11 protein-coding genes and 2 tRNA genes are annotated in these 11979 nt (G+C 70.0%); 7 read left to right on the top strand and 6 right to left on the bottom strand.

The window, feature by feature from the left end:
• Nucleotides 1–265: 265 nt before the first annotated feature.
• Together NJ376_RS02805 and NJ376_RS02810 are read right to left on the bottom strand one after the other, a co-directional pair.
• Nucleotides 266–351: transfer RNA gene (locus NJ376_RS02805), tRNA-Leu, on the bottom strand.
• Between the two features lie 57 nt (nucleotides 352–408).
• The gene (locus tag NJ376_RS02810; protein WP_252951717.1) at nucleotides 409–1815 is read right to left on the bottom strand and encodes an amidase; all 1407 of its coding nucleotides are present in this window, start codon (nucleotides 1813–1815) and stop codon (nucleotides 409–411) included.
• Nucleotides 1816–1948: 133 nt separating this feature from the next.
• On the opposite strand from NJ376_RS02810, the gene NJ376_RS02815 reads away from it, so the two are divergent.
• Entirely contained in the window at nucleotides 1949–3271 is a 1323-nt protein-coding gene (locus tag NJ376_RS02815) for an LLM class flavin-dependent oxidoreductase (protein ID WP_252951718.1), read from the top strand.
• Between the two features lie 115 nt (nucleotides 3272–3386).
• On the opposite strand, the gene NJ376_RS02820 is transcribed toward NJ376_RS02815, so the two are convergent.
• From NJ376_RS02820 to NJ376_RS02830, 3 genes are all read right to left on the bottom strand, one after another.
• A complete protein-coding gene (locus tag NJ376_RS02820; RefSeq protein ID WP_252951719.1) occupies nucleotides 3387–3707 on the bottom strand; it encodes a hypothetical protein in 321 nt (106 codons plus the stop codon).
• 209 nt (nucleotides 3708–3916) lie between these two features.
• Complete coding sequence (glnA, locus tag NJ376_RS02825; protein WP_252951720.1) at nucleotides 3917–5338, bottom strand: type I glutamate--ammonia ligase; 1422 nt, start codon at nucleotides 5336–5338, stop codon at nucleotides 3917–3919.
• Nucleotides 5339–5561: 223 nt separating this feature from the next.
• Nucleotides 5562–5900, bottom strand: coding sequence for a P-II family nitrogen regulator (locus NJ376_RS02830; protein WP_149541290.1), 339 nt, complete (start codon nucleotides 5898–5900; stop codon nucleotides 5562–5564).
• A gap of 383 nt (nucleotides 5901–6283) precedes the next feature.
• On the opposite strand from NJ376_RS02830, the gene NJ376_RS02835 reads away from it, so the two are divergent.
• The 3 genes from NJ376_RS02835 to NJ376_RS02845 all read left to right on the top strand — a co-directional run bounded on the left by NJ376_RS02835 (nucleotide 6284) and on the right by NJ376_RS02845 (nucleotide 8541).
• A complete protein-coding gene (locus NJ376_RS02835; RefSeq protein ID WP_252951721.1) occupies nucleotides 6284–7489 on the top strand; it encodes an aminotransferase in 1206 nt (401 codons plus the stop codon).
• Between the two features lie 23 nt (nucleotides 7490–7512).
• A tRNA-His gene (locus tag NJ376_RS02840) sits at nucleotides 7513–7588 on the top strand.
• Between the two features lie 167 nt (nucleotides 7589–7755).
• Entirely contained in the window at nucleotides 7756–8541 is a 786-nt protein-coding gene (locus NJ376_RS02845) for an SDR family NAD(P)-dependent oxidoreductase (protein WP_252951722.1), read from the top strand.
• A 146-nt stretch (nucleotides 8542–8687) separates the two neighbouring features.
• On the opposite strand, the gene NJ376_RS02850 is transcribed toward NJ376_RS02845, so the two are convergent.
• Nucleotides 8688–9044 carry a hypothetical protein gene (locus NJ376_RS02850; RefSeq protein WP_252951723.1) on the bottom strand — a complete coding sequence of 119 codons (357 nt, stop codon included), beginning with the start codon at nucleotides 9042–9044 and terminating at the stop codon, nucleotides 8688–8690.
• 154 nt (nucleotides 9045–9198) lie between these two features.
• Here NJ376_RS02850 and NJ376_RS02855 point away from each other — a divergent pair, with 154 nt between their 5' ends.
• The 3 genes from NJ376_RS02855 to NJ376_RS02865 form a co-directional block, all read left to right on the top strand.
• Entirely contained in the window at nucleotides 9199–10011 is an 813-nt protein-coding gene (locus tag NJ376_RS02855; RefSeq protein ID WP_252951724.1) for an aspartate dehydrogenase, read from the top strand.
• A gap of 82 nt (nucleotides 10012–10093) precedes the next feature.
• Entirely contained in the window at nucleotides 10094–11221 is a 1128-nt protein-coding gene (locus NJ376_RS02860) for an MFS transporter (protein WP_252951725.1), read from the top strand.
• 190 nt (nucleotides 11222–11411) lie between these two features.
• Nucleotides 11412–11979, top strand: a 568-nt coding sequence (locus NJ376_RS02865; RefSeq protein ID WP_252951726.1) for a Bug family tripartite tricarboxylate transporter substrate binding protein, incomplete at its 3' end; no start/stop codon positions are given.

Here is an 11979-nt window from a genome sequence, read left to right on the forward strand (position 1 = left end):
GAAGTACGTTCGGCTTTCTCGCAAAGCCTTACAGATCATGGCTTTCTGACCGGATCGAGGACCGCCATGCGGCACTGAATCTGTCGTCAGGGGACCATCTGCAGTAAGGGCAAAAAACAGAATCCTTCGAGCTTAGCCAAATCCACAGTTTAGACCTGAAGATGGCCGGCTTTGAGCCGCTCTAAGTGCAGGAGGGGGTTATCGAACCGCCCAAATCTCCATGCACTCAGTCCCTTATGAGACTCAAAAATGATGGAAAAGGGGATGGTGCGGGTGGTCGGACTCGAACCGACACTCTGTCGCCAGAAACGGATTTTGAGTCCGTCGCGTCTACCATTCCGCCACACCCGCACGGCGTAGCGCACCCCAGCTAGCACGGCAGAGGCAGGATGCGAAGCGCCGCGGCCGTCACCAGCGCGGGTCGATCGGCGGGCGCGGACCCTCCTCGCCCTCGATCACCTCGCCGGCCGCGAGGATCAGATCCTCCCGGAACCGCGCCCCCATAACCTGCACGCCGAGCGGCAACCCATGCGCCTCCCCCAGCGGCACGGCCAGGACCGGCAGGCCGAGCACCGGCAGGCCGACCTGAGTATGGGCGGCGGCGAGGACGCGCCGCATCCCCTCCGCCCCCTGCATGTCGAGATCCACCGGGAGGGCCTGCTCCCCGCCGCCCGGCAGCACCACGATGGGATACTCCTGCAGGAACATGGTCCAGCGGTGCAGCATGGCGTCGCGCTCAGCGATGGCGGCACGGTACTCGTCGTAGCTCGCCATGGGGTGCAGCGTCAGCCAGCTCTCCACCGAATGGCGGATGCCGGCATCGCCCTTCTCGGCAATGCTCTCCGCCAGCCCGCCGAACACGTCCCGCACGCCGATGGCGTGCCAGAGGCGGGTGAGGGCGGCGAAGCCCGGGTGCTGCGGCTCCTCCACCGCATAGCCGGCCGCTTCCAGCAGGCGCCCGGCGCGGCGTACGGCGTCCTGCAGCTCGGGCGCGGTCGGCGCGCCGTCCGGGGCAGGCACCAGGGCGACCTTGATCGGGCGCGGCGGGGGCGGTCCCTCCAGCGGCGCCGGGACATAGCGGTTGTCCCGGTAATCCGGCGCCGAGAGCGGGCCGAGGGCGAGGCGCGCATCCCGCACGCTGCGGGTCAGCGGGCCGTTCATCGCCATCATCTGGGAGGCGAAGCTGCGGGCGATGGGGGCCGAAGGGTTCATCGCCGGCACCCGGCCGAGGCTCGGCCGCAGCCCCACCACACCGTTGCAGAAGGCCGGCCAGCGGATGGAGCCAGCGATGTCATTGCCCATGGCGATGCCGCCCATCCCGGCCGCCGCGGCGGAACCCGCCCCGCCGGAGGAGCCGCCCGGCGTCCGCCTCTTGTCCCAGGGATTGTAGGTGGGGCCATGCAGATCGTTCGCGGTGAAGAGCCGCATGGAGAAGGCCGGAGTGTTCGTCCGGCCGATGATGATGGCGCCCGCCTTGCGGAGATTGGCCACGACCGGCCCGTCCTCCCGCGCGATTGCGTCCTTCAGGGCGACGACGCCGTTGGTGGTCGGCACGCCCTTCTGGTCCACATTGACCTTGGTGGTCACCGGCACGCCATGCAGCGGGCCCAGCGCCTCACCCCGCGCCCGGGCCGCATCCGCCGCCGCGGCGGCGTCCAGCGCCTCCTCGCCCAGCACCTGCACCACCGCGTTCAGCTTCGGATTCACCGCCTCGACCCGGGCGAGGGCGGATTGCACCGCCTCCTTCGCCGAAAGCTGGCCGATCCGGATGAGGCGGGCGGTCTCGGTGGCGTCCAGGGTCCAGGCTTCGGTCATCCGCGCGTCTTTCGATAGGGATGGCGCAGAATGAAGCGAAACGGCCGGGAGCGGCAACCGGCCACCGCGCCGGCGGGATGGCTTGAACCACGGCGCAGCGGGGGCATCTTTGCGGAAAGCGGAGAATTTCCCGATGGCAAAGCGGCAATTGCGGCTCGGCGCCTTCATGCGCCCGGTTTCCATCCATACCGGCGCCTGGCGCTACCCCGGCGCCTGGCGGGACACCAATTTCAACTTCCCCCGGCTGCGCTACCTGGCCCAGACGCTGGAGCGCGGGAAGTTCGACGCCTTCTTCATGGCCGACCACCTGGCCGTGCTGAACATGCCGGTGGAGGCGCTGAAGCGCAGCCACACGGTGACGAGCTTCGAGCCCTTCACCCTGCTCTCGGCGCTGGCGGTCAGCACGGAGCGGCTGGGGCTGATCGCCACCGCCTCCACCACCTTCGACGCGCCCTACCACATCGCCCGCCGCTTCGCCTCGCTGGATCATCTCAGCGGCGGGCGGGCGGGGTGGAACATCGTCACCACCTCCAACCCGGATGCGGCGCTGAATTTCGGACTGGAGGAGCATATGGAGCATGGCGAGCGCTACCGCCGTGCCCGCGAATTCTACGACGTCGTCACCGGCCTCTGGGACAGCTTCGCGGAGGATGCCTTCCTCCGCGACGCCGAGAGCGGCATCTTCTTCGACCCCGCGCGGATGCATGTGCTGGATCACCGCGGCGACTACCTTTCGGTGCGCGGACCGCTGAACATCGCGCGGCCGGTGCAGGGCTGGCCGGTGATCGTGCAGGCCGGCGCCTCCGATGCCGGGCGGCAGCTTGCGGCGGAGACGGCGGAAGTGATCTTCGGCGCCCATGGCACGCTGGCCAGCGCGCAAGAATTCTATGCCGATGTGAAGGGCCGCATGGCGAAGCTGGGGCGGGATCCGGAGCATCTGAAGATCCTGCCCGGCTGCTTCGTGGTGGTGGGCGACACGCTGGAGGAGGCGAAGCGGAAGCGCGCCACGCTGGACAGCCTGGTGCACTACGAAAGCGCCATCGCCTCGCTTTCCATCGCCCTCGGCACCGATGCCTCCCGCTTCGCCCCGGAGGGCCCGCTGCCGGAGATTCCGGACACCAATGCGAGTAAGAGCGGGCGGGAGCGGGTGATCGCGCTGGCGCAGCGGGAGGGGCTGAATGTCCGGCAGCTTGCCCAGCGGCTGGGCGGCTATGGCGGGCTGGCGATGGTCGGCACGCCGGCGATGATCGCGGACGAGATGCAGGCCTGGCTGGAGGACAGGGGCTCGGACGGCTTCAACGTCATGTTCCCCTACCTGCCGGGCGGGCTCGAGGATTTCGTCGAGAAGGTGGTGCCGGAGCTGCAGCGACGGGGGATCTTCCGCCGGGAGTATGAGGGGCGGACGCTGCGGGAGAATCTCGGCCTGCCGCGGCCGAAGAACCGCTTCTTCGAATAGGCGAAAGCGGCATCGGCTTGGGGTTGGTGCCGTGCCGCCCAGCCCCGGGTCGGCGGCTACCGGCACGAGCGACCGCTGACTGCCGCCGGCTACGAGGGCGCTGGGCTCCCGCCGCTCAGCCCTTGCCGGTCATCCGGGCGAAGACTTGGCGGTCCTTGTTCTCCCGCATCAGCATGGTGAAGCCGGTGATGGTGTCGAGGCCGAGGCCATGCGGCGGTCCGCCCTCCGGGTCGGCTTCGATCTTGCCGTAGGCCGCGCTGGCCATCTTCTCCCATTTGCCGGCGGGCTTTTTCACCTCCAGCGCCACCACCGTCGCCTTCATGACCAGGCGGACGATCGCTTCCTTCGGCGCGGAGGGCTTGGTCAGCGACGGGTTGCCGCCGATCATCTGCCAGCCATTGGCCAGCGCCCAGGCGGTCAATGCGTCCTTGTCCATGTGGCGGACCTCGCTCTGTCCATCAGCTATGCGGCGGCCGGCGCCACAACGCAAACGGGCCGCGCCCCCCGGAGGATGCGGCCCGCCGCGGAGCGGCAGAACGGAAAGCGGACCGAATCCCGAAGGATGCGGTCCGCCGCGGAGCGGCAGGATGAAAAACGGGCCGCATCCCGAGGGATGCGGCCCGCTTGCCTGAACCCCGGAGGGGATCAGACAGAGTAGTACATCTCGAACTCGACCGGGTGCGGGGTGTGCTCGAAGCGGTACACATCCGCCCACTTCAGCTCGACGTAGCTCTCGATCTGGTCCTTGGTGAAGACGTCGCCGGCCAGCAGGAACTCGTGGTCCGCCTCGAGCGAGGTCAGCGCTTCCCGCAGCGAGCCGCACACCGTCGGGATGCCCTTCAGCTCCTCCGGCGGCAGGTCGTAGAGGTCCTTGTCCATCGGGTCGCCCGGATGGATCTTGTTGCGGATGCCGTCGAGGCCGGCCATCAGCATCGCCGAGAAGGCGAGGTAGGGGTTCGCGCCCGGATCCGGGAAGCGGACCTCGACGCGCTTCGCCTTCGGGCTGGTCGCGTAGGGGATGCGGCAGGAGGCGGAGCGGTTGCGGGCGGAATAGGCCAGCAGCACCGGCGCCTCGAAGCCCGGGATCAGCCGCTTGTAGCTGTTCGTCGTCGGGTTGGTGAAGGCGTTCAGCGCCTTGGCGTGCTTGATGATGCCGCCGATGTAGTAGAGCGCCTCCATCGAGAGGTCGGCATAGCCGTTGCCGGCGAAGAGCGGCTTGCCGTCCCGCCAGATCGACTGGTGCACATGCATGCCGGAGCCGTTGTCGCCATAGATCGGCTTCGGCATGAAGGTCGCCGTCTTGCCGTAGCTATGGGCGACGTTGTGGATGCAGTACTTGTAGATCTGCATGAAGTCGGCCTGCTGCACCAGCGGGCCGAACTTGGTACCCAGCTCGTGCTGCGACTGCGCCACCTCGTGGTGATGCTTCTCGCCGGGGACGCCCATCTCGATCATGGTCGAGAGCATCTCGGCGCGCAGATCCTGCTCGCTATCCACCGGCGGGACCGGGAAGTAGCCACCCTTCACGCCCGGGCGATGGCCCATATTGCCTTCCGGGTAGTCCTTCATGTTCGCGCCCGGGCCCTCGATGGACTCCAGGGAGTAGTGCGCGAAATTGCCGCCGGTGCCGAACTTGGCGCTGTCGAACACGAAGAACTCGGCCTCGGGGCCGAAATAGGCGGTATCGCCGATGCCGGAGGACCTCAGATAGGCCTCGGCACGCTTCGCGGTGCTGCGCGGGTCGCGGGAATACATCTGGCCGGTGGACGGCTCGATGATGTCGCAGAACAGGATCAACTGCGGCTTGGCAGAGAACGGATCCATGCAGGCATTCTCGGGATCCGGCATCAGGATCATGTCGGACTCGTTGATCGCCTTCCAGCCGGCGATGGAGGAGCCGTCGAACATGATGCCTTCGTTGAAGGTATCCTCCTCAACGGTGGAGACGTGCTGGGCGGTATGCTGCCACTTGCCGCGCGGGTCGGTGAAGCGGAAGTCGACGTACTCGACGCTGTGCTCCTTGATCATTTCCATGACCTTGGAGACGGCGGCTGCCTTATCTGCCATGTCGGTTATCCTGGTCCCTTGAGCCTCAACCGGGCCCCCTTTCGGGGGTCCCCCCTCGCCCGCTGGCGCGAAGCGCACCCCTGGCACGCACCGCATCCCCCATGCCGCGCCGCCGCCAAAGGCGGGCTGCACAAGGGCCTTGCGCCGCCTGCCGTGGGCTTGTCCCGGCGGCGGCGAAACCCTGGTTCCTGTTCCGGCGGCGCCCGCGGCGCCGGCCTGGTTCCTACACCGCGTCCTCGCCCCGTTCACCGGTGCGGATGCGGATCACCTCCTGGATCTCGGAGATGAAGATCTTGCCGTCGCCGATCCGCCCGGTGCGCGCGGCCTGGCTGATCGCCTCCACCGCCCGCTCCACCAGGTCGTCCGAGCAGACCACCTCGATCTTCACCTTCGGCAGGAAGTCCACCACGTATTCGGCCCCGCGGTAGAGTTCCGTGTGGCCCTTCTGGCGCCCGAAGCCCTTCGCCTCGACCACGGTGAGGCCCTGCAGGCCGATCTCGTGCAGGGCGTCCTTCACCTCGTCCAGCTTGAAGGGCTTGATGATGGCCTCGATCTTCTTCATCGGCTCCGCTTTGCGTTCCGGCGTGGTTGGCCCGCCGGCGGAAATTCCGGCGCGTCGCGTGGTGACTGGCTCCGGGCTCGCCTCGGCAACCCGGGTCCGGGCCGGCGCCCCGTGCCGAAGCGCCGACCCCCGCGCTTTTTGCACGCCCCGTGCCACCCGTTCAATCGGCCCACGGGCCGGAATTGGCGGGTTTCGCGGGGTGATTCGCAAATCTCGGCGGCATTCTGCTTAAATTTTCGGCATATCCTGTCTGAGAGCCGGGTTGCGGCCGGGCGGCCCGGCCCCCATTATGCCCGCAGCAACCTGGCGCCCGCGCGGCCCGGCGGGCCGGCAGACCCGCGGCAGCGGCGCGCGCGCCCTTTTCCACAGGAAGGGTCGGGCGGATGCAGCCCCTGAAGGACCAGAACGCGCTGCTCTCGGGCATCGGGACCACCATCTTTACGGTGATGTCCGCGCTTGCGATGCAGCATGGGGCGATCAACCTCGGCCAGGGCTTCCCGGATTACGACGGGCCGGAGGATGTCATCGAGGCCGCGGCGGCGGCGCTGAAGGACGGCCGCAACCAGTACCCGCCGCTGACCGGGGTGCCGGAGCTGCGCCAGGCCGTCGCCACCCACAACAGGCGGTTCTACGGGCTCGAGGTCGATCCGAATGCGGAGGTCGTCGTCACCTCCGGCGCCACCGAGGCGATCACCGCCTGCCTCATGGCCGTGCTGAACCCCGGCGACGAATGCGTGCTGATAGAGCCGCTCTATGACACCTACCTGCCGGTGGTGAAGCTGCTCGGTGCCGTGCCGAAGCTGGTGCGGCTCTCCCCGCCGGACTGGGCGCTGCCGCGGGCGGAGCTGGCGGCGGCCTTCGGGCCGAAGACCAAGGCCATCCTGTTCAACACGCCGATGAACCCGACCGGCAAGGTCTTCACCGCGGCCGAACTGGCCTTCATCGCCGAGCTGCTGCAGCGGCACGGCGCCTACGCCATCTGCGACGAGGTCTATGAGCATCTGACCTTCGATGGCTGGAAGCACATCCCGCTGATGACCCTGCCGGGGATGCGGGAGCGCTGCATGCGCGTCGGCAGCGCCGGCAAGACCTTCAGCCTGACCGGCTGGAAGGTGGGCTACATCACCTGCGACCGGTCGCTGGCGCCGAACGTGGCGAAGGCGCATCAGAACCTCACCTTCACCACCGCGCCCAACCTGCAGCGCGGCGTCGCGGTGGGGCTGATGAAGGAGGATGCCTATTTCGCCGGCCTCTCCGCCAGCCTGCAGGCGAAGCGGGACCGGCTGGCCAAGGGGCTGGCGGAGCTCGGCTTCGGCGTGCTGCCGGCCCAGGGCAGCTACTTCATCACCACGGATATCCGCCCGCTGGGCTTCAATGGCGACGACGTGGCCTTCTGCCGCGCCCTGACCGAGGAGGCGAAGGTGACGGCGATTCCGGTCACCGCCTTCTACGCCAGCGAGGGCGCGCCGAGCCATTACGCCCGTTTCGCCTTCTGCAAGGGGGATGCGGTGCTGGACGAGGCGCTGGCCCGGATGCGGGCCTGGTTGGCGCGGCGGCGCGGGGAGCAGTTGACGGCAGCCGCCGGCTAGCCCTATTCCCCCCGCCCTGTGTGGCGGCCATAGCTCAGTTGGTAGAGCGCCAGGTTGTGGTCCTGGATGTCACGGGTTCGAGTCCCGTTGGTCGCCCCACCCCTCCTTCCCCCTATGGGCCTTGAGTCTGCCGCACCGGCATGACGGCCGACGGCGGCGCCAGCCGGGGCGGCCCCCCAGATTGCGCCCCTCGCCCACCCTGGCAGAATGGCTCCCATGGCGCCATCGGAGCGCCGGGCTCAAGCTCAGGGTGAGGAAACCCCATCATGGATATCAGGATCGAAGGCCGTTCGGTGCTCATTACCGGCGGCTCCAAAGGGCTGGGTCTGGCCATGGCCAAGGCCTTCGCCGCCGCCGGCGGGAAGGTGGCCATCGTCGCCCGCGGCGCCGAGTCGCTTGCCGCCGCCGAGGCCGAGATCAAGACCCTGGCCCCCTCGGCCAAGGTCGCCGCCATCGGCGCCGACATCGCCACGGCGGAGGGCTGCAACGCCGCCTTCGCCGCCGCGGAGAAGGCCTTCGGCCAAGTGGACATCCTCATCAACAATGCCGGCACCAGCCAGCGCGCCCCCTTTCTCGAGGTGAGCGACGCGCTGTGGCAGAACGACCTGGATCTGAAGCTCTTCGCTGCCATCCGGCTCGGCCGGCTGGTCTGGCCGGGCATGGCGGCGCGGAAATGGGGCCGGATCATTAATGTGCTGAACACCGGCGCCAAGGCGCCGCCGGCCGAGGGGGCGCCCACCGCCGTCTCCCGCGCCGCGGGCATGGCGCTGACCAAGGTGCAGTCGCATGAGGGCGCAAAGCACAACATCCTGGTAAATGCCATGCTGGTCGGGCTGATCGACAGCGACCAGCATTATCGCCGCTGGCAGAAGAGCGGCAGCAACGAGTCCTACGAGGAGTGGCTGGGCAAGCTCGGCGCCTCGCTGCCGCTCGGCCGCTACGGTAAGCCGGAGGAATTCGCCTCCCTCGCCCTGTTCCTCTGCTCGGAGGCGGGCGGTTACATCTCCGGCACCGCCATCAACGTGGACGGCGCCCGAAGCCCCGTTGTGTGATCCCCACGACACCGCTGCGCGGCGCCGTGGCCCCCCAGGGGCGCCTAAGGGTCCGAGGTTGTCGCACAGCGGGCCACGGCAAAGCCGCGGCGGGCAACGGGCGGCGCGGATGGCAACGCGCCGCCCGATGTCATCCAATCCGCGGCTCAGCGGTTCTGCGGGTAGGCGCCGCTGCTGTTGGAGCCGGTGGCGCGGTCATAGGCCCGCTCCGCTGCCGTCCCCGGCGGGTTGCCCGGCCGGCCATCCGACTGGCCGGGATAGGCGCCGGAGACATTGCTGCCCGCGGCGCGGTCCAGGGCACGCTCCGCCGCCGTGCCGGTGGGGTTGTTGCCGGTGCCATCGGGCGAGGTGCGCGGGCTGCCGGTGGCGCGGTCATAGGCGCGCTGCATGGCAGTGCTCGGCGGATTGCCCGAGCTGCCGTCGCGGGTGCTGTCGCAGGCGGCGAGGCCGGTCGTCAGCAGCGCCGCGGCGGCCAGGCCGCGCATCAAGGCAGGAACGGGCATGATTTCACTCCTCCATCATTGCGGTCCCACCTTGCGGCGGGATGGGTGGTGAAAGCGGCAGCCCGCCGAAGGTTCCGCCCTGCACCCGGGCCCTTCCGCCGCGCCTGCCGGATCTGCTACGGGCAGGCCCTCTGGCAGCGGCGAAGAGGGTGCGATGGCGGGCGAGCTGACGGTGGCGATCGGCGGCCTCGGGGCGATCGGCGCGCATCTCGCGCGGGCCCTCGATCAGGGCGTGGAGGGGCTGCGTCTCGTCGCCGTTGCCGCCGGGGACCAGGAGAAGGCGAAGCGCACCCTCGCCGGCTTCCGCGCCATGCCGGCGCTGGTCAGCCTGCCGGAACTCGCGGAACGCGCCGATATCGTGGTGGAAGCCGCCCCTGCCGCGGTGTTCGAGCAGATCGCCGAGGCCGCCATCGCCCGGGGCCGCATCTTCGTCCCCTCCTCGGTCGGCGCCCTGCTACCGCGGATGCATCTGGTGGTGCGGGCGAGGGAAAGCGGCGCGCGCATCGTGGTGCCGACCGGCGCGCTGCTTGGACTGGATGCCGTCCGCGCCGCGGCGGAGGGTGAGGTGGCGAGCGTGACCATCCAGACGCGCAAGCCGCCGCGCGGGCTGGAGGGCGCGCCCTACCTCGTCGAGAACGGGATCGACGTGCTGAGCATCGCCACGCCCACCCTGGTCTTCAAGGGCAATGCCTTCGACGCGGCGCGCGGCTTCCCGGCCAATGTGAACGTCGCCGCGGCGCTCGCGCTGGCCGGCATCGGGCCGGAGCGGACCATGGTGGAGATCTGGGGCGACCCGGGCGTGACCCGCAACACCCACACCATCAAGGTGGAGGCGGCGGCGGCGCGGCTGACCATGACCATCGAGAACGTACCGAGTGAAGAAAATCCCCGCACCGGGAAGATCACCCCCCTTTCCATCCTCGCCTGCCTGCGCGGCCTGACCAGCACGCTGAAGGTGGGGAGCTGAACCCTCCCGCACACAGGGGCGGCACCTTCACGCAGGGGCAATATGGGGCGACAGCACCGGCCACCTGCTCTAAGGGCGGCGCGTGCCGCTCCTCCTCCTCGCCTATCTCGCTTTCATCGGCCTCGGCCTGCCGGATACTCTGCCGGGCACGCTCTGGCCGGTGCTGCGGGCCGATTACGGCGCGCCGCAGGCGGCGCTGGGCCTGCTGCTGGCGGCGACCGCCACCGGCACCTTCACGGCCAGCCTGCTGGCCGGGCAGCTGATCGCCGCGCTCGGCATCGGCGGGGTGCTGGCAGGCAGCGTGGCGGTGACGGCGGCGGCCGCGCTGGGCTTTGCCCTGGCGCCGCCCTTCCCGGTGCTGGTCCTGCTGGCGCTCTTCGGCGGTTGCGGCGGCGGCGCGGTGGATGCCGCGCTGAACGCCTTCGCCGCCACCCGCTTCGCGCCGCGCCATTTGAACTGGATGCATGCCTGCTGGGGGCTGGGGGCCACGCTCGGCCCGGCCATCGCCACCGCGCTGCTGGCCGCCGGCTTTCCCTGGCGCGCCGCCTGGGGGGCGGTGGGGTTGGTGCTGGCGGCGCTCGCCCTCGGCTTCCTGGCGACGCGCGGGCGCTGGCAGGCAAGGGAGAGGGAGGCGATGGCCGCCACCCGTCCGCGGCTCAGCGCTCTCTCCGTGCTGCGCCTGCCCCTGGCGCGATGGCAGATCGCCGCCTTCGTCCTCTATTGCGGGCTGGAGGCCGGTACCGGCCAATGGGCCGCGACGGTGCTGGTGGAGCGCTGGGACGCGACGCCCGAGGCGGGCGGCGCGGCGACGGCGCTGTTCTGGGCCTCCCTGGCGCTCGGGCGCGTCGCCCTGGGCTTCGTGGTGGACCGGCTGGGGGCGGATCGGCTGCTCCGCGCCATGCTGCTGCCGGTGCTGCTGGGCTCGGCCGGCTTCGCGCTGGGGCTGGCGGGGCCTGCCCTGGCGCTGCTGGCGGTGGCGCTGGCGCCGCTTTACCCCACGCTCATGGCGCGCACCCCGGCGCGGCTCGGCGCCGCGGCGGCGGCGCATGCGGTCGGGTTCCAGGTGGCGGCGGCCACCTTCGGCGCCGGGGTGCTGCCGGCACTGCTCGGCCTGGCGCCGCTGGCGACGGTGCCCTGGCTGCTGCTGGGGCTGGCGGCGGCGCTGGCCTTCGCCCTGCGGCGCATCCTGGGCAGCGGCCAGGTCGGATGAGGCGCCCGCCCTGCTGAGGCCGGCGGGCAGTCGCAGGTTGGAGGCATGCCAACACCCCCGCCCGATGCCTGAAGGGCCATGCACGGGATGGTTGGCAGGCGACAAGCCACTTCCTTGCCCCGCCCATTTCGTTGCGCACCCTTGGCGCCGGGGCCGCTTCCGCGCAGGATCAGGCGCGGAGGAACCGCCCATGCCCCAGAGACGCGCGCTGCTGGCCGCAGCGCTTGCCCTGCCCGCGCTGCCGCGCCCCGCCCGCGCCCAACCCTTCCCGGACAAGCCGCTGCGCATGATCGTGCCCTTCGCGGCCGGCACCTCCTCGGACATCCAGGGCCGCCTCATCGCCTCCTTTATGGAGAAGACGCTGGGCCAGCCCATGGTGGTGGAGAACCGCGCCGGGGGCGGCGGCACGGTGGGGGCGGAGCTGGTGGCCAAGGCGCGGCCGGACGGCCATACCCTGTTGCTCGGCTCCAACGGCCCGCTGACCGTCAACCCGGTGCTGCAGCCGCGCCTGCCCTATGACGTGGAGAAGGAGCTGGCGCCGATCGCCCTGGTCAGCCGCAGCCCACTGACCGTGGCGGTGAAGGCGGACAGCCCCTTCCGCAGCCTGGGCGAGCTGGTGGCGGCGGCGAAGGCGAAGCCGGGGGACCTCACCATCGGCTCCTCCGGCCAGGGCAGCGCCACGCATTTCCTCATCGAGCAACTCATGGCCGCCGCCGGCATCCGCCTGACGCATGTGCCCTATCGCGGCAGCAGCCAGT

Origin of the sequence: Siccirubricoccus soli (assembly GCF_024178315.1) — a bacterium.
In the GTDB taxonomy this organism is placed as follows: domain Bacteria; phylum Pseudomonadota; class Alphaproteobacteria; order Acetobacterales; family Acetobacteraceae; genus Siccirubricoccus; species Siccirubricoccus soli.